Annotated in this window: 11 protein-coding genes; 7 read left to right on the top strand and 4 right to left on the bottom strand. The window is 67.4% G+C overall.

From position 1 onward, the window contains the following. Window positions 1-23: 23 nt before the first annotated feature. The 3 genes from A4F85_RS28550 to A4F85_RS28540 are packed head-to-tail and all read left to right on the top strand — an operon-like array spanning window position 24 to window position 3,163. A complete protein-coding gene (locus A4F85_RS28550) occupies window positions 24-659 on the top strand; it encodes a DsbA family protein (RefSeq protein WP_063328544.1) in 636 nt (211 codons plus the stop codon). Continuing rightward, window positions 660-2,513 carry a DUF294 nucleotidyltransferase-like domain-containing protein gene (locus A4F85_RS28545; RefSeq protein WP_034397377.1) on the top strand — a complete coding sequence of 618 codons (1,854 nt, stop codon included), beginning with the start codon at window positions 660-662 and terminating at the stop codon, window positions 2,511-2,513. Then, window positions 2,510-3,163 carry a 3'-5' exonuclease gene (locus A4F85_RS28540; RefSeq protein WP_063328543.1) on the top strand — a complete coding sequence of 218 codons (654 nt, stop codon included), beginning with the start codon at window positions 2,510-2,512 and terminating at the stop codon, window positions 3,161-3,163. Before A4F85_RS28545 ends, A4F85_RS28540 begins: the two co-directional genes overlap by 4 nt. Before the next feature lie 21 nt (window positions 3,164-3,184). On the opposite strand, the gene A4F85_RS28535 is transcribed toward A4F85_RS28540, so the two are convergent. The 3 genes from A4F85_RS28535 to A4F85_RS28525 all read right to left on the bottom strand — a co-directional run bounded on the left by A4F85_RS28535 (window position 3,185) and on the right by A4F85_RS28525 (window position 6,076). After that, entirely contained in the window at window positions 3,185-3,820 is a 636-nt protein-coding gene (locus A4F85_RS28535) for a YbhB/YbcL family Raf kinase inhibitor-like protein (protein ID WP_063328542.1), read from the bottom strand. A gap of 217 nt (window positions 3,821-4,037) precedes the next feature. Next, window positions 4,038-5,771: a cation acetate symporter gene (locus tag A4F85_RS28530; protein ID WP_063328541.1), complete on the bottom strand. Its 1,734-nt coding sequence runs from the start codon at window positions 5,769-5,771 to the stop codon at window positions 4,038-4,040. Then, on the bottom strand, window positions 5,768-6,076 hold the full coding sequence (locus A4F85_RS28525) for a DUF485 domain-containing protein (RefSeq protein ID WP_013800408.1): 309 nt from the start codon (window positions 6,074-6,076) through the stop codon (window positions 5,768-5,770). Before A4F85_RS28525 ends, A4F85_RS28530 begins: the two co-directional genes overlap by 4 nt. Before the next feature lie 303 nt (window positions 6,077-6,379). Here A4F85_RS28525 and A4F85_RS28520 point away from each other — a divergent pair, with 303 nt between their 5' ends. The 3 genes from A4F85_RS28520 (at window position 6,380) to uvrA (ending at window position 15,835) form a co-directional block, all read left to right on the top strand. Beyond that, entirely contained in the window at window positions 6,380-8,062 is a 1,683-nt protein-coding gene (locus A4F85_RS28520) for an MFS transporter (protein ID WP_063328540.1), read from the top strand. Window positions 8,063-8,458: 396 nt separating this feature from the next. After that, the gene (locus tag A4F85_RS28515; RefSeq protein WP_013800410.1) at window positions 8,459-9,442 is read left to right on the top strand and encodes a porin; all 984 of its coding nucleotides are present in this window, start codon (window positions 8,459-8,461) and stop codon (window positions 9,440-9,442) included. Window positions 9,443-9,877: 435 nt separating this feature from the next. Next, a complete protein-coding gene (uvrA, locus tag A4F85_RS28510; RefSeq protein WP_063328539.1) occupies window positions 9,878-15,835 on the top strand; it encodes an excinuclease ABC subunit UvrA in 5,958 nt (1,985 codons plus the stop codon). A 3-nt stretch (window positions 15,836-15,838) separates the two neighbouring features. Here uvrA and A4F85_RS28505 read toward each other — a convergent pair whose 3' ends face one another. Further along, complete coding sequence (locus tag A4F85_RS28505; protein WP_063328538.1) at window positions 15,839-17,017, bottom strand: MFS transporter; 1,179 nt, start codon at window positions 17,015-17,017, stop codon at window positions 15,839-15,841. A gap of 128 nt (window positions 17,018-17,145) precedes the next feature. Between A4F85_RS28505 and A4F85_RS28500 the strand changes: the two genes are divergently transcribed. Next, window positions 17,146-18,111 (top strand): LysR family transcriptional regulator, encoded by a 966-nt coding sequence (locus A4F85_RS28500; RefSeq protein WP_063328537.1) that lies wholly within the window; start codon window positions 17,146-17,148, stop codon window positions 18,109-18,111. Window positions 18,112-18,127: the final 16 nt, after the last annotated feature.

Below are 18,127 nucleotides of genomic sequence, written 5' to 3'. Positions count from 1 at the left end.
ATCCCCATCACGACGCACCTGCCATGAAGCAGATCACCTTCCATCTCGACTTCATCTCGCCCTACGCCTGGCTGGCGTTCGCGCAACTGCCGCAGGCGCTGCAGGGCATCAGCCACCACATTCAGTACCGCCCCGTGCTGCTGGGCGCGCTGCTGCAGCGCCACGCCAACCCGGGACCGGCCGGCATCGCGGGCAAGCGCGAATGGACCTATCGCCATGTGAGCTGGCTGGGCCATGCCACGGGCGTGGGGCTGGACATGCCGGCCCGCCATCCGTTCAACCCGCTGCCGCTGCTGCGCCTGGCGCTGGAGTGCAGCGACGACGGCACCATCAACCGCTTTGTGGCGGACGCCGTGCTGCGCCATGTCTGGCTGGGCGGCGCCGACGCGCTGGACCCCGCGCGGCTCGACGCACTGCGCGCCACGCTGGCGCCGCAGCTGCGCACGGATGCGGCGGACAACGCCAAGCGCCTGCTGCGCGAGAACACCGACGCCGCCGCCGCGCAAGGCCTGTTCGGCGTGCCGGCCTGGGAGGTCGATGGCCGCCTCTTCTGGGGCCTGGACAGCCTGCCCATGCTGCGTGCCTACCTGGAAGGCGATGGCTGGTTCGACAGCGGCTGGGACGCGGCTGCAAGCGTGGAGCAAGGCCTGAAGGTTTGAATGGCGGGGCTGGAACAACGGCCCCGCCCCATGCCCAACGCCTTCAACTTCGCCGCCTCGCCCTTCGACTGCCTCACGCCCGACGAACAGGCGCTGGTGCGCGATGGCGTGGACATCGCCTACTTTCCCGAGGGCGCCGTGGTGCTGGATGCCGGCTCGGCGCCCACCCACCTCTTCGTCATCATCAAGGGCCATGTGGTGCAGACCGAGGGCGACGAGGTGCTGGCCAGCTACGGCCCCGACGACAGCTTCGACGGCCGCGCCCTGGTGGCCGGCCGCACGGGCAGCCGCTTCACCGTGGCCGAGGAGCTCATCGCCTACCAGCTTGCGCGCGAAACCGTGGGCGAGCTGATCGCGCGCAACACGGCCTTTGGAGCCCTGCTGTTCTCCGACCTGGGCCACAAGCTGGGCACATTGGCCCAGCGCGCCGACCGGCACGAATTGCAGTCGCTGACGCTGGCGCGCGTGGACCAGGCCTATCTGCGTGCCGCCCATGTGGTGGATGCGGCCACCGACATCGTCTCTGTTGTGCGCCTATTCCATGCAGAGCGCACAACCTGCGTGCTGGTCTCGGGACTGCCGCAGGGCGGCCTGGGCATCTTCACGGGCACCACGCTGCAGCGCGCCATCCTTGACGGCCGCCCGCTGGAGCGGCTGGCCGTGGGCGAGTTCGCCAGCCAGCCCGTGTTCACCGTGCGCGCCGACGACCAGCTGGGCGATGCCCTGGTCGTGCTGCTGCGCGCGCGCGTGCACCGGCTGGCCGTGCTGGATGCACAGGGCCAGGTGCTGGGCATCCTGGAGGCGCTGGACCTGTTCAGCTTCCTGGCCAACCACTCCCACCTGATCACCGTGCAGATCGAGCAGGCCGCCGACCTGCAGGCGCTGGAGCAGGCGGCCGCCCAGATCACGCGCCTGGTGGCCGCCCTGCACCGGGGCGGCACGCGGGTGGCCCTGATGGCGCGGCTGGTGCAGCAGCTCAATGCCCGCCTGTTCGAGCGTGCCTGGCAGATGCTGGCGCCGCCGGACCTGGTGGCCCACAGCTGCCTCTTCGTCATGGGCAGCGAGGGGCGCGGCGAGCAGTTGCTCAAGACCGACCAGGACAACGGCCTGCTGCTGCGCGACGGCTATGCGCCGCCCCAGGACCTCGACGCCATCTGCGCGCGCTTTTCCGCGCAGCTGCAGCGCTTCGGCTACCCCGAATGCCCGGGCGGCATCATGCTCAGCAACCCGCAGTGGCGCGGCACGGTGGCCAGCTTCGGCAGGCAGGTGCGCGAATGGCTGATCCTGCCCGGCCCCGAGGGCCTCATGCACCTGGCGATCTTCCTGGACGCCCATGCGGTGGCGGGCGATGCTGCGCTGCTGGCCACGGTGCGGCGCGACCTGATGGCGCTGGCCCTGGACAGCGATGCCCAGGTGGCGCGCTTCGCCTCGGCCGTCGACGCCTTCGCGCACGAGCCGGGCAGCTGGTGGGAGCGGCTGCTGGGCCGCGGCGGCGAGGGCGCGCCCGTGCACCTGAAGAAGGCCGGCATCTTCCCCATCGTCCATGGCGTGCGCAGCCTGGCGCTGTCCCAGCGCATCGCCGCCACCGGCACGGCCGAGCGCATCGCGGCCCTGGTGGACAAGGGCGTGCTCGACGGCGCCCAGGGCCAGGAACTGCTCCAGGGCCTGCATTTCCTCATGGGCCTGCGCCTGCAGGCGGGGCTGGCCGAGATCGACCTGGGCCGCCCCGTCACCGGCCATGTGGACCCGGCGCGCCTGAGCAGCCTGGAGCGCGACCTGCTCAAGGACACGCTGGCCGTGGTGCGGCGCTTCCGCGAACTGCTGCGCCAGCGCCTGCGGCTGGACGCGGTATGAGCGCGGCACCCCTGTCGAAATTGGTGGCGGGCCTGCGGCGCAATTGGCAGCGGCGCAGGCTGGCGGACCCCGCCTATGCCTTTCTCTTCGATGCGCCGCCGCCCGGCGAATGGGTGGCGCTGGACTGCGAGACCACGGGCCTGGATGTGCGCTGCGACCAGATCATCTCCATCGGCGCCGTGCGCATCGTGGGCGAGCGCATCCTGTCCAGCGAGCGCCTGGAGCTGCTGGTGCGCCCCTCGCGCAGCGTGCCCGGCGACAGCGTGCGCATCCACCGCCTGCGCGAGCGGGACCTGGCCCGGGGTCTGGCCATCGAGGACGCGCTGGTGCAGCTGCTGCGCTTCATCGGCAGCCGCCCGCTGGTCGGCTACTACCTGGAATTCGATGTGGCCATGATCGAGCGCGTGCTGCGTCCCTGGCTGGGCACGGGCCTGCCCAACGAGCGCATCGAGGTCTCGGCCCTGTACTACGACCACCGCTTCCGGCAACTGCTGCCCTGGCAGCAGCAGGCGCCCGAGATCGACCTGCGCTTTGCCACGCTGATGGCCGACCTGGGCCTGCCGCAGCGCGAGGCCCACGACGCGCTCAACGACGCCGTGATGGCGGCGCTTGCCTTCATCAAGCTGCGCAGGCTGGCCGGCGCGACGTAGAGCGCCCGGAAAGGCGTTCGCTCAAGCGGCGGAGACTGACGGGTTCAGGCTGTACAGGCCGGTGATGCTGGCCTTGCCCAGCACCTGGCCGGCTTGCAGCGCCGCGCGCACGTTGGCGCCGGTCAGCTCGCCGGAGACCGCCAGCGTGGGCGTGGCCAGCGCATAGACGGTGAAGATGTAGTGGTGGACGATGCTGTCGTTCCACGGAGGGCAGGGGCCGTCGTAGCCGAAGTAGTCGCCCTTCATCTGCTCGTCGCCCGCGAACCAGCCCGTGTAGTCGTTGATGCCGTGGCGCAGGCCGCCGGGGGCGGCCGGGCCGCTCTTGCCGCGCGGCGTGACGCCGTCGGACTGGGCGCCTGCCGCGATCTCGGTGGTGGCGGCCGGAATGTCCAGCAGCAGCCAGTGGAAGAAATCCACGCGCGGCAGGCTGGCCGGCACTTCGCGGCCTTCCTGGTTCACATCGTCGCCGCGGCTGGGCACGTCGGGGTCATGGCAGACCACGACGAAGGACTGCGTGCCCGCAGGCGCGCCGCTCCAGGCCAGGTGCGGGTTGCGGTTGGACGACAGCGCCACGTGCGAGGCCGCATCGGGCACCGCGAACGCGAATTCGCCGGGAATCGCCTGGCCGTCCTGGAAGCTTTGGCTGATGAGTTGCATGTCGGATCTGTCCTGTGCGTTGAAGAGGGAAGCGGTGCTGCACAGGCGAAGCTGCGCAGACCCCGCAAGTCTAGAGGCCTGGACGGCGCCGGCCATCGCATATCCGATCACGCGCCTTCTCCAGCCGATCAATCTGAGGGCGGCTGCTGCCACGCCAACAAAAAAGCCGGGCGCTGGGCCCGGCTTTGCATGGTGGGAGCCTGAGGGGCTCGGTGGCTCAGTGGCCCGAAGCTCCCGAGGCGCCAAGGCCTGTTTCCGAGCGCACCTGCTGCGCGGGGAAGATGGCGCGTTCCTTGGCGGCCTGGGCGCTCTTGTCGAGCACCGAGAACAGCCACACGCCCACGAAGCCGATGGTCATGGAGAACAGCGCGGGCGAGGCGTAGGGGAACCAGGCCGAGCCTGCGGGGTTGCCCAGCGTGGCCTCCCACACCGGGGGCGAGACCACGGTCAGGCCCACGGAGGAGATCAGGCCCATGAAGCCGCCGATCACCGCGCCCTTGGTGGTGCAGTCCTTCCACAGCACCGACAGCAGCAGTGGGGGGAAGTTGGCCGAGGCAGCGACCGCGAAGGCCAGCGACACCATGAAGGCGATGTTCTGCTTCTCGAACACGATGCCCAGCAGCACGGCGATGGCGCCCAGCGTCAGCGTGGTGATGCGCGAGACGCGCAGCTCGGCGGCGCTGTCGGCCTTGCCCTTCTTGATCACGGTGGCGTACAGGTCATGCGACACGGCCGAGGCGCCCGACAGCGTCAGGCCCGCGACAACGGCCAGGATGGTGGCGAAGGCCACGGCCGAGATGAAGCCGTAGAACACGTCGCCGCCCACGCTCTTGGCCACCAGCACGGCCGCCATGTTGGCCGTGCCCGCGCCGCCGTGGATCACGCCCTTGACCGTATCGGCCATCTCGGGGTTGGTCAGCACCAGGGTGATGGCGCCGAAGCCGATGATGAAGATCAGCACGTAGAAGTAGCCGATCCAGGTCGTGGCCCAGAACACGCTCTTGCGTGCTTCCTTGGCGTCGGGCACGGTGAAGAAGCGCATCAGGATGTGGGGCAGGCCCAGCGTGCCGAACATCAGCGCCATGCCGAAGCTGATGGCCGAGATCGGGTCCTTGATGAAGCCGCCCGGACCCATGATGGCCAGGCCCGCCTTGGCGGCGGCCGAGGGGTCGGCGCCGTTGTTGGCAGCGATCTCGGAGCGCACGCGCACGCCTTCGGCGAACAGCGCCTCGGGGCTGAATCCGTACTTGGCCAGCACCATGAAGCCCATGAAGGTCACGCCGGCCAGCAGCATGCAGGCCTTGATGATCTGCACCCAGGTCGTGGCCGTCATGCCGCCGAACAGCACGTAGATCATCATCAGGCCGCCCACCAGCACCACGGCGATCCAGTAGTCCAGGCCGAACAGCAGCTTGATCAGCTGGCCCGCGCCCACCATCTGCGCGATCAGGTAGAAGGCCACCACCACCAGCGTGCCGCTGGCCGCGAAGGCGCGGAACGGCGTCTGGGAGAAGCGGTAGCCTGCCACGTCGGCGAAGGTGAACTTGCCCAGGTTGCGCAGGCGCTCGGCCAGCAGGAAGGTCAGGATGGGCCAGCCCACCAGGAAGCCGATGGAGTAGATCAGGCCGTCATAGCCGCTGGCCATGACCGAGGCCGAGATGCCCAGGAAGGAGGCGGCCGACATGTAGTCGCCCGCAATCGCCAGGCCGTTCTGAAAGCCCGTGATGCCGCCGCCGGCCGTGTAGAAGTCGGCGGCCGACTTGGTGCGGCCCGCGGCCCACTTGGTGATCCACAGCGTGGCCACGACGAAGGCCGTGAAAAGAATGATGGCGGTCCAGTTGGTGGCCTGCTTGGCGGCCATGCCGACATCTCCGCCGGCGGCCAGCACGGGCCCCGTCAGGGCCAGCGCCACGGCGGGAGCCAGCAGCATGCGTTGTGCGGAATTCTTCATTTCGTGGCGTCCTTCAGGATGTCCTGGGTGAGCTTGTCGTACTCGCCATTGGCGCGGCGCACGTAGAGGCCGGTGATGATCACCGAGAAGACGATCACGCCCATGGCGATCGGGATGCCCAGCGAGGTCACGCCCGCGCCAATGGGCTGGGCCAGAAATGATTTGTCGAAGGCAATCAGCGCGATATAGCCGTAATAAACGACCAGCATCAGCAGCGTCAGAAAAAGGCCCAGGCGATTGCGTCTGGATCGCAACTCCTGGTATTTGGGATGGCGCTGTATTTTGTCTACCACCGGATCGGTCATGGTTTGTCTCCTGAAGTTGGAATCGCGGCGGCAGCCCCATGGATCTGCAGCCTTGCGGCGCATTCTGGAAAGCGCTTCTGACCGAGTGCTTACGCAGTGCAGCATGGTTTGGCAGGGTTTTTACGGTGCTTTTCACATGGAAAAAGACGGCATCAGGGTTGCTGCTGAGTTAGTAAGAAATCGTTCAGTTCGCCGTCAATTTCTGTAAGAGGTGAGTCAGATTCGCGTCAGCAGGCAGGCGGATAGTGAATCGGCGGGCCTATGGCAAGCCCGCTAAATATTCAATAAATCAAGGAGACAGACATGGCTATCAACGCATCGCAAGGCGCGGGGGTCAAGGCGACCCCGCGGCCCATGACTCCGGAAGAACGCAAGGTGATCTTTGCCTCGTCGCTAGGCACGGTTTTCGAGTGGTACGACTTCTATCTCTACGGATCGCTGGCGGCCATCATCGCCAAGCAATTCTTCAGCGGGCTCGATGCGGGATCGGCCTTCATCTTCGCGCTGCTGGCCTTCGCGGCCGGCTTCATCGTGCGGCCCTTCGGCGCACTGGTGTTCGGGCGGCTGGGCGACATGATCGGGCGCAAGTACACCTTCCTCGTGACCATCCTGATCATGGGCCTGTCGACCTTCATCGTCGGCATCCTGCCCACCTACGCCAGCATCGGCGTGGCGGCGCCGGTGATCCTCATCGGCCTGCGCATGCTGCAGGGCCTGGCCCTGGGCGGCGAGTACGGCGGTGCGGCCACCTACGTGGCCGAGCATGCGCCGCACGGCAAGCGCGGCGCCTACACCTCATGGATCCAGACCACGGCAACGCTGGGCCTGTTCCTGTCGCTGCTGGTGATCCTGGGCGTGCGCACCTCCATCGGCGAGCAGGCCTTCGCGGACTGGGGCTGGCGTATTCCCTTCCTGCTGTCCATCGTGCTGCTGGGCATCTCGGTGTGGATCCGCATGACGCTGTCCGAGTCGCCGGCCTTCCAGAAGATGAAGGCCGAGGGCAAGGTCTCCAAGTCCCCGCTGACCGAGTCCTTCGGCCAATGGCGCAACCTCAAGATCGTGATCCTGGCGCTGATCGGCCTGACCGCCGGCCAGGCTGTCGTCTGGTACACGGGCCAGTTCTATGCGCTGTTCTTCCTGACCCAGCAGCTCAAGGTCGATGCGGTGACGGCCAACCTGCTGATCGCGGCGGCGCTGATCATCGGCACGCCGTTCTTCGTGATCTTCGGTTCGCTGTCCGACAAGATAGGCCGCAAGCCCATCATCATGCTGGGCTGCGTGCTGGCCGTGGTGACCTACTTCCCCGTGTTCAAGGCGCTGACCGAAGCGGCCAACCCCGACCTGGCTGCGGCACAGGCCAAGAACAAGGTGGTCATCGTCGCCGATCCCAAGGAATGCTCGTTCCAGTTCAATCCCACGGGCACCTCCAAGTTCACCAGCTCCTGCGACGTGGCCAAGCAGTTGCTGGCCGCAGGCTCGGTCAGCTATGACTCCGAGGACGCAGCGCCCGGCAAGACGGCCTTCATCCGCATCGGCAGCACCGAGATCCCCTCGTTCTCCATCAAGGGCCTGAACCCCGAGGAAGCCAAGGCCAAGGACGCCGAGTTCAAGAAGACCGTGGCCAAGGTGCTGGCCGAGGACGGCTACCCCACCAAGGCCGACCCCGCGAAGATGAACAAGGTCATGATGGTCGCCATCCTGACCTACCTGGTCATCCTCGTGACCATGGTCTACGGGCCCATCGCCGCCATGCTGGTGGAACTGTTCCCCACGCGCATCCGCTATACCTCGATGAGCCTGCCGTATCACATCGGCAATGGATGGTTTGGCGGCCTGCTGCCCACCATGTCGTTCGCCATCGTGGCCCAGACCGGCAATATGTACAGCGGCCTCTGGTATCCCATCGTCATTGCAGGCGCCACGGCCATCATCGGCACGCTGTTCCTGCGCGAGACCAAGGATGTGGATATCTACGCGAATGATTGAGGGCTCCCCCTGAGGCGCTGACGCGCCTTCCCCCTCTCTCGCTTCGCGGGAGGGGGACGACGCCATCGCCGCGAGGCGGCTCTTGCTCGGCGTCTCTGAGTTGGGCCGCGCCGGTTGCATGCGGTGTGCGCAGTATCCGACTGTGTTTTGTGGCGCTGCATTGACGAAAGCCCATGGCGGTTTGCCGTGGGCTTTTTCTTTGGGTGCTTCTAATGGTTTTCCATGTCATGCCTGTGGCAGCAAAGCATCAGATGGCGCATTTTCAGAGGCGGGCATACATTTTTTGACATGCCCGCACCTAGAATCCGCAGCAGCCGCAAATGGCACTGATCTAGAGCCGGAGTCGGCCCTGAGATTTCAAGAATACCCACTCAACAATCCCAAGGAGATGCCGAGATGATCAAGATGAACCGCGTTGCCCTGGCCGTGCTGGCCGTGCTGGGTTCCACCACCGTGATGGCGCAAAGCAGCGTGACGATTTATGGCCGTATCAACACGACCATCGAACGCGAAAAGATCGGTGACCAGACCGTCAACAAGATGGAGAACAACTCCTCGCGTTGGGGCATGCGCGGTGTCGAAGATCTGGGCGGCGGCCTGAAGGCCGGCTTCGTGCTGGAAAGCGGTTTCGCTTCCGACACCGGCATGGGTTCCTCCTCCACCGGCGCGCTGACCTTCGGCCGCCAGAGCGAAGTGAACCTGTCGGGCAGCTTCGGCAAGATCCGCATGGGCAACTTCTTCCCCGGTTCGTACTTCGCCACGGCCGACTACGTGAGCATGCACAACCATGACACGGGTACCTCGTCCGACGCGCTGTACTTCGATCCCGTCTGGTTCGCCAGCGGCCTGGGCACCGCCAACAAGATCTCCTACACCACCCCCAACATCGGTGGCCTGACGGTCGAAGGCTCGGTCTCCATGCACGAGAAGGCCACGCCCGCCCGCAAGAACGGCTATGACCTGGCCGTCAACTACGACGTGGGCCCTCTGGCCCTGGGCGCCGGCTACAGCCAGGTGGACGAAGACAAGCAGGCCGCCTTCCGCGCTGCCTACACCTTCGGCCAGTTCGTGGTCGGTGGCTACTACCAGCGCAACGACGAGCAGATCCGCGGCACGCGCAACAACTTCCGTCTGTCGGGCATGTACACCCTGGGCGCTTCCGAGTTCCACGTGAACCTGGGCCACGCCAACAAGTGGAGCAACATTGCCGACTCCGGTGCCAACCAGTGGACCCTGGGCTACAACTACAACCTGAGCAAGCGCACCAAGGTCTACGGCTACTACACCAAGGTGGACAACAAGGCCGGCGCCAACTACATGACCGGTGTGAAGGGCGCGGACTTCTCCTCCTTCGCGCTGGGCGTGCGTCACGCATTCTGATCGCCGCGCGGCGTAAGCCGCGAGCAAAGCAGGTCTGTTCCAATCAGCACCTGCCTGCCATATCAGGCCTCGTACCGAAAGGTGCGGGGCCTTTTTGTCTGGGCTCGTCTTTTCAAAGCCTGATCAAGGAAAAAACCATGAGGATCATCGCGGCCGGTTGCCTGGCCTTTGTTGTCGTGTCGCTGCTGGCCGTCACCCAGGTGAAGGGTGTGCCGGGTGAGCAGGCCATGCCTGCCTCCGTGCAGATGGCCAAGTAAGCCCTCGGCAAGAGGCACGAGCCCCGGACTGGTTCCGGGGTTTTTTTATGGTCGCGCGTATGCGTCGAGGGGGTATCTTTTTGTTTAACCTGTATGAAAATACAGGTATTGAGAAGCGTCTGATGCCTGACGCATGGACTGCCTAGAATGTTTGGCTCCCACTGACCACAGAACACCCATGACGCACGGTCTGATTCGAATTCGCGGCGCACGCCAGCACAATCTCCAGAACCTGGATCTCGACATCCGTACCGGCGAGCTGACCGTGGTCACGGGGCCCAGCGGCTCGGGCAAGTCCAGCCTGGTGTTCGATACCCTGTATGCCGAAGGCCAGCGCCGCTATGTCGAGACCTTCTCGGCCTATGCGCGCCAGTTCCTGGACCGCATGGACAAGCCGGCCGTGGACCGTGTGGAGGGGGTGCCGCCGGCCATCGCCATCGACCAGACCAATCCCGTCCGCAACTCGCGCTCCACCGTGGGCACGATGACCGAGCTCAACGATCACCTGAAGCTGCTGTTCGCGCGCGCAGCCCAGCTGTTCGACCGCGACACCGCCGTGCCCGTGCGCCACGACACGCCCGACAGCGTGCTGGAGGAGCTGGCCGAGCGTTGCCGGCAGGCCGGTGATCCGCGCATCGCCATCACCTTCCCCGTCGAGCTGCCCGCCAACACCACGGCCGCCGAGGTGGAGCAATGGCTGTCGGCCAGCGGCTTCACCAAGGTCCAGGCCGAGCGCGAGGCCGAGAAGGCCGGCGCCGTGGAGCCTGCCGCCGACGCCAAGGGCAAGAAGGCCAAGGCGGCGGCGCCGCTCAAGGTCAAGATGCTGGACGTGGTGGCCGACCGCTTCCGCCTGGGCAATGTGGAGCGCGCGCGTGTCTACGAGGCCATCGAGGTCGCGCTCAAGCGCGGCAGCGGCCACATGACGGTCTATGTGCTGCCTGACTCCGCCGTGGAAGCTGCAGGTGGCCAGCCCACCGAGCCCCAGCTGTGGAAGTTCTCGCTGGGCCTGCACTGCCCCGAAAGCGGCCTGAGCTACCAGGAGCCGATTCCCTCGCTGTTCTCCTTCAACTCCGCCGTGGGCGCCTGCGAGGCCTGCCGGGGCTTTGGCCGCGTGATCGGCGTGGACTGGGGGTTGGTCATCCCCAACGACAAGCTCACCCTGCGCACGGGCGCCATCAAGCCCGTGCAGACACCGGCCTGGAAGGAGATCCAGGACGACCTGATGCGCCATGCCGAGGCCGAAGGCATTCCGCGCGACACGGCCTGGGCCAAGCTCACCGACGCGCAAAAGAGCTGGGTGCTGGACGGCTCGCCCAACTGGAACGGCAAGTGGACCCAGACCTGGTACGGCATCAAGCGCTTCTTCGAATACCTGGAGAGCAAGGCCTACAAGATGCACATCCGGGTGCTGCTGTCCAAGTACCGCAGCTATACCGAATGCCCCACCTGCGGCGGCGCGCGCCTGAAGACCGAAAGCCTGCTGTGGCGCCTGGGCGGCAAGCAGGCCGCCGATGCCGTGCTGCCGCCCGGCGACGAAGGCCGCTACCGCCGCTTCATGCCGAAGGGCGTGGCATGGAGCCGTGAGCAGCTGGACGCGCTGCCGGGCCTTTGCCTGCACGACCTGATGCAGCTGCCCCTGGTGCGGCTGCGCGACTTCTTCCAGCAGTTGGCGCCGGCAGTCGATGCCCCGCTGCATGACGGCGAGGCCCAGGCGCTCAAGATGCTGCACGCCGAAATCATGGCGCGCGTGCAGTACCTGTGCGACGTGGGCATCGGCTACCTCACGCTGGACCGCCAGAGCCGCACGCTGTCGGGCGGCGAGGTGCAGCGCATCAATCTGACCACGGCCCTGGGCACGTCGCTGGTCAACACCCTGTTCGTGCTCGACGAGCCCAGCATCGGCCTGCACCCGCGCGACATGGAACGCATCACCGAGGCCATGCAGCGCCTGCGCGATGCGGGCAACACCCTGGTCGTGGTCGAGCATGACCCGGCCGTGATGTTCGCTGCCGACCGCATGATCGACATGGGCCCCGGCCCCGGCGCGCGCGGCGGCCAGATCGTGTTCGACGGCACGCCCGAGGACCTGCGACATGCCGACACGCTGACCGGCGCCTACCTGGGCGGCCGCAAGCAGGTGGGCTTCGGCCTCAAGCGCATGGTGACCGAGTCCACGCCACGCCTCATCCTCGAAGGCGCGCGCGAGCACAACCTGCGCAGCATCGACGTGGACTTTCCGCTGCAGCGCCTGGTCACCATCACCGGCGTCAGTGGCTCGGGCAAGTCCACGCTGATCCAGGACGTGCTGGTGCCCGCGCTGATGCGCCACTTCGGCAAGCCCACGGATGCGGCCGGCGCCTTCGAGCGCCTGCTGGGCGCCGACCACCTGAGCGACGTGATGTTCGTGGACCAGTCGCCCATCGGCAAGACGGCGCGCTCCAACCCGGCCAGCTACGTGGGCGCCTGGGACTCCATCCGCGAGCTGTTCGCCATTGCGCCGCTGTCGCGCCAGCGCGGCTACACGGCCGCCAAGTTCAGCTTCAACAGCGGCGACGGCCGCTGCCCCACCTGCGGCGGCTCGGGCTTCGAGCATGTGGAGATGCAGTTCCTCTCCGATGTCTACCTGCGCTGCCCCGACTGCAACGGCACGCGCTACCGCCCCGAGATCCTGGAAGTCACGATCGAGCGCCACGCGGCCGGCGAGCTGCAGCCGCGCAAGCTCAACGTGGCCGATGTGCTGGAGCTCACCGTGGCCGAGGCGGCCCTGCTGTTCGCCCAGGACCGCGAGGTCATCCGCGCCCTGCAGCCCATCGTCGATGTGGGCCTGGAATACGTGAAGCTGGGCCAGCCCGTGCCCACGCTGTCGGGCGGCGAGGCCCAGCGCCTCAAGCTCGCGGGCTTCCTGGCCGAGGCGGCCAAGTCCCAGGCCAAGTCGAAGCAGGCGCTGGCCAAGAAGGGCACATTGTTCCTGTTCGACGAGCCCACCACGGGCCTGCACTTCGACGACATCGCCAAGCTCATGCGCGCGCTGCGCAAGCTGCTGGAGGCCGGGCACTCGCTGATCGTCATCGAGCACAACCTCGACGTGATCCGTGCCAGCGACTGGCTGATCGACCTCGGCCCCGAAGGCGGCGACGGCGGCGGCGCCATCGTGGCCCAGGGCACGCCCGAGGAAGTGCGCCAGATTCCCGGCTCGCACACGGCCCAGGCGCTGCGCGAGTACGACCTGGCCATGGGCGTGGGCGGCGAGGCGGTGCGCGAGGTCGCCCCCATGCTCTACAAGAGCCAGCGCAAGGCGCATGCCATGTCGGGCGCCGCGGCCAGGAATGCCATCGAGATCGTCAACGCCAAGGAGCACAACCTCAAGCAGCTGTCGGTGGAGATCCCGCGCGGCAAGTTCAACGTGGTGACGGGCGTCTCGGGCTCGGGCAAGTCCACGCTGGCCTTCGACATCCTGTTCAACGAAGGCCAGCGCCGCTACCTGGAGTCGCTCAACGCCTATGCGCGCTCCATCGTTCAGCCTGCGGGCCGGCCCGAGGTGGATGCGGTCTACGGCATTCCGCCCACCGTGGCCATCGAGCAGCGCCTGTCGCGCGGCGGGCGCAAGTCCACCGTGGGCACGACCACCGAGGTCTGGCACTTCCTGCGCCTGCTCTACGTCAAGCTGGGCACGCAGCACTGCATCCACGACGGCGCCGCCGTGCAGCCGCAGACGGCGGAAAGCATCGCGGCCCAATTGCTCACTCAGTTCAGGGGCCAGACCATCGGCCTGCTGGCGCCGCTGGTGGTCAACCGCAAGGGCGTCTACACCGAACTGGCCGACTGGGCGCGCCCGCGCGGCTACACGCATCTGCGCGTGGACGGCGAATTCCTGCCCACCACGGGATTCCCGCGCATCGACCGCTTCAAGGAGCACACCATCGAACTGCCCGTGGCCAGCGTCACCGTCACGGCTGCCAACGAGCGCGAACTGCGCGGCCACCTGGCGCAGGCGCTGGAAACAGGCAAGGGCGTGCTGCATGTGCTGTCCGGCCTGGACAACTTGGCCGATGCCATGGCCGGCGGCCGGAGCACGGCCGGCATCGGCAGCCTGCAGGTGTTCTCCACCCAGCGCGCCTGCCCGGTCTGCGCCACCAGCTATGCCGAGCTGGACCCGCGCCTGTTTTCCTACAACAGCAAGCATGGCTGGTGCCCCGACTGCGTGGGCACGGGCGTCAAGCTCACCAAGGATCAGCGCAAGGTCTATGACGACACCCTGCTGGTCGAGGACAACCGGGGCCGCGAGGTCAAGTTCGAAGGCCAGGAAATCGAAGACCTGGCCGAAGTGACCTGCCCCACCTGCCAGGGCACACGCCTGAACGCCACGGCGCGCGCCGTGCGCTTCCATGGCGTGGGCATTGCCGAGATCGCCCAGCTGTCGGTCAACGACGTGCGCCAATGGGTGCAGGCGCTGGCACTGTCCGGACGCGAGTCCGACATTGCGCGCGACCTCATCCCCGAGATCCAGAGCCGCCTCGAATTCCTGGAGGAAGTGGGCCTGGGCTATCTGACGCTGGACCGTGGTGCGCCCACGCTGTCGGGCGGCGAGGCCCAGCGCATCCGCCTGGCCGCGCAACTGGGCAGCAACCTGCAGGGCGTGTGCTATGTGCTGGACGAACCCACCATCGGCCTGCATGCGCGCGACAACCAGATCCTGCTCAACGCCCTGCACAAGCTGGGCGACAAGGGCAACACCCTAGTCGTGGTCGAGCATGACGAAGACACCATCCGCCGCGCCGACCACATCATCGACATCGGCCCCAGCGCCGGCATACGCGGCGGCCGCCTGGTGGCCCAGGGCACGGCGGCCGACATCATGGCGGCCGAGGACTCCATCACGGGCCGCTACCTGCTGCACGCCATGCGCCACCCGTTCCAGCCGCGCCGCTGGGTGGGCGAAGGCCAGCCGCCGCAGGCGGCCGCCGAGCTTGCCGCCGTGGCCGAACCGGTGCCGGAACCCGCGCCTGTCAAGGTATCCAAATCCAAAAAGAAGGCCGCGCCTGTCGTTGTCGACGCCGAACCCGCGTCCGACGCACTGGGCTGGCTGACCGTGCGCGGCGCCCACTTGCACAACCTGCAGAACGTGGATGCGCGTGTGCCACTCAAGCGCCTGGTGGCAGTCACGGGCGTCAGCGGCTCGGGCAAGTCCACGCTGGCGCGCGACGTGATGCTGGCCAATGTGGCCGCCTGGGTGGGCCAGCGCGCCACCAAGGCCGGGCGCGATGCCATGGACGCCGGCAAGGCGCCTGCGCTGTCCGGCTGCAAGGGCCTGCAGGGCTTCGAGGGCATAGACCGCGTGCTGGAAGTGGACCAGACCCCCATCGGCAAGACCCCGCGCAGCTGCCCGGCCACCTACATCGGCTTCTGGGACACCATCCGCAAGCTCTATGCCGAAACGCTGGAGGCCAAGGCCCGCGGCTACGCGGCCGGCCGCTTCTCGTTCAACACCGGCGAAGGCCGCTGCCCGGCCTGCGAGGGCCAGGGCATGCGCACCATCGAGATGAGCTTCCTGCCCGACGTGAAGGTGCCGTGCGAGGTCTGCCATGGCGCGCGCTTCAACCCCGAGACCCTGGCCGTCTCCTGGCGCGGCAAGAGCATTGGCGACGTGCTGCAGATGGAGGTCGACGAGGCCGTCGAGTTCTTCGCCAGCATGCCCAGCATCGCCCACCCGCTGCAGCTGCTCAAGGACGTGGGACTGGGCTATCTCACGCTGGGCCAGCCCTCGCCCACGCTGTCGGGCGGCGAAGCCCAGCGCATCAAGCTCGTCACCGAGCTGACCAAGGTGCGCGACGATGTGACCCGGCGCGGCAACAAGGCGCCGCACACGCTCTATGTGCTGGACGAACCCACGGTGGGCCTGCACATGGCCGATGTGGACAAGCTCATCCGTGTGCTGCACCGCCTGGTGGATGCGGGCCACAGCGTGGTCGTCATCGAGCATGACCTGGACGTGATCGCCGAGGCCGACTGGATCATCGACCTCGGCCCCGAAGGCGGAAAGGACGGCGGCCGCATCATTGCGGCCGGCACGCCCGAGGATCTGGTGGCTGCGGGCACGCACACGGGCAAGGCGCTCAAGCCCGTGCTGGCCCGTTGAGCCTCAGGCGCAGGCCACGCCTGCGCTGCGTGCGGAGCCTGCGGACAGGCGGCTGCTCCAGAAGACCAGCACCAGGCCCACGGCCGTCAGCGCGGCGGCGGCCCAGCCCAGGTTGACCAGGCCCAGGCCACCGGCCAGAGCCAGGCCGCCGACCCAGGCACCCAGGGCGTTGCCCAGGTTGAAGGCCGCAATGTTCAGGCTGGAGACCAGGTTGGCGCCCTGGGGGCCGGCCTGGTCCAGCACGCGCATCTGCATGGGGGCCACCGTGGCGAAGGCCACGACGCCCAGCACGATCACATAGGCCATGGCCACGGCCTGGTTCCCGAAGGCCCAGCGGCCTGCCGCCAGCACCACCATCAGCGCCGCAATGCTCCACACCAGGGCGCGCATCACGCCCCGGTCGGCCAGCTTGCCGCCCAGCAGATTGCCTGCGGCCAGGCCCGCGCCGAACAGCAGCAGGGTCAGTGCCACCAGGCTGTCGCCCATGCGGGTCACCTGGGTCAGCAGCGGCTCCACATAGGTGTAGAGCGCAAACACGCCCGCAAAGCCGAAGGCCGTGATGCCCAGGCCCAGCCAGACCTGGCCGTTGGCCAGCACGGCAAGCTCCTGCGCCAGCGGCGTGACCTCGGGGCGGCCCTGGTCGCGCGGCACGAAGGCGGCCAGGATTGCAAAGGCCAGAACGCCGATCGCGGCCACGGCCAGGAAGGCGCTGCGCCAGCCGAACATCTGGCCGATCCAGGCGCCGGCAGGCACGCCCAGCAGGGTGGCCAGGGTCAGGCCCGAGAACATCAGCGCAATCGCCGACGCCTTCTTGTCCACCGGCACCAGGCCCGTGGCCACCACGGCGCCCACGCCGAAGAAGGTGCCGTGGGTCAGCGAGGTCAGCACGCGCGCCGACATCAGCCATTCATAGCTGGGCGCGAACGCGGCGGCCAGGTTGCCGGCGATGAAGATCAGCATCAGCGCCAGCAGCAGGCGCTTGCGCGGCCATTGGCGCGTCAGCAGCGTGAGCACGGGCGCGCCCACGGCCACGCCGATGGCGTAGCCCGAAATCAGCGAGCCCGCCGTGGGAATGCTGATGTGAAGATCCTGGCTGACCTGTGTCAGCAGGCCCATGATGATGAATTCCGTGGTGCCGATGCCAAAGGCACCGGCCGCCAGGGCGAGTAGGGAAAGAGGCATGGACGGATTCCTTGTGATCCTTGGTGTGATGTCCATTAATGTCGCACTGCAACATACCTTTGTGTAGATGGAATAATGGAAACGTATCTGTTCCTGTAGGGAATAGATGACCTCTTTCAGGAGACGCCATGCCCGCACTTGCCCCACCCACGGCCACCGACACAGGCAGCGCCGATGCCAACCGCTTTGCCGAGCTGGAAATGCTGATCCTCGTCGCCGAGCGCGGCAGCCTATCAGCCGCTGCACGCCACCTGGGCATCTCGCCCTCGGCCGTCAGCAAGAGCATGTCGCGGCTGGAGGCGCGCCTGGGCGTGCAGCTGCTGCAGCGCAGCACGCGGCGCCTGCATCTCACGCCCGAAGGCTGCCAGCTGTTCGAGCGCGGCAAGCGCGTGCTGGCCGACCTGGAGGAACTGGAGGCCTGCGTGGCCGTGCGCAGCGAACCACGCGGCCTGGTGCGCATCAACACCAGCTCATCGACCGGAAAAATGCTGCTCGTGCCCCTGGTGCCGCAATTGCTGCAGCGCCATCCCGGGCTGAGCCTGGAACTGAGCTTCACGGACCAGATCGTGGACCTGGTCGAGGCCGGCACGGACATCGCCGTGCGCTGGGGCCAGCTTCCGCCCTCGGACATGGTGGCGCGGCTGCTGGGCCACACGCGGCAGGTCATCCTGGCCTCACCGGAGTACCTGGCCCGCATGGGCCGGCCCCTGCATCCAGACGAGCTGGGCCACCATGTGCGCCTGGGCTGGAGCTACCAGCGCGCCATACCGCACTGGCCATTTCTGGTGGACGGCCAGCGCGTGGCCGTCGATATCGGGGAGGTGGTGCGCGTCAACGATGGCGATGTGATGCGCGAGCTGGCGCTGCACGGCACAGGGCTGGCCCGCCTGTCGCTGTACCACGCCTGGGCCGACGTGCTCGCCGGCCGGCTGGTGCCCGTGCTGGAGGAATTCAACACGGGCGACCTGGAACCCATCCACGCCGTCTACCTGGGCAAGCCCGACCGCCTGCCCCCGCGCACGCGTGCCGTGCTCGACTTCCTGCAGCAGCATGTGGACCTGCGGCATGCGGAGCAGCTGCCGGCGCTGCCCTGAGGGGTAGCCGGCAGTG

Origin of the sequence: Delftia sp. GW456-R20, assembly GCF_001622915.1 — a bacterium.
Lineage (GTDB): Bacteria > Pseudomonadota > Gammaproteobacteria > Burkholderiales > Burkholderiaceae_C > Comamonas > Comamonas acidovorans.
Note: the sequence above shows the minus strand (reverse complement) of the source record. Positions and strands in the feature narration are given on the sequence as shown.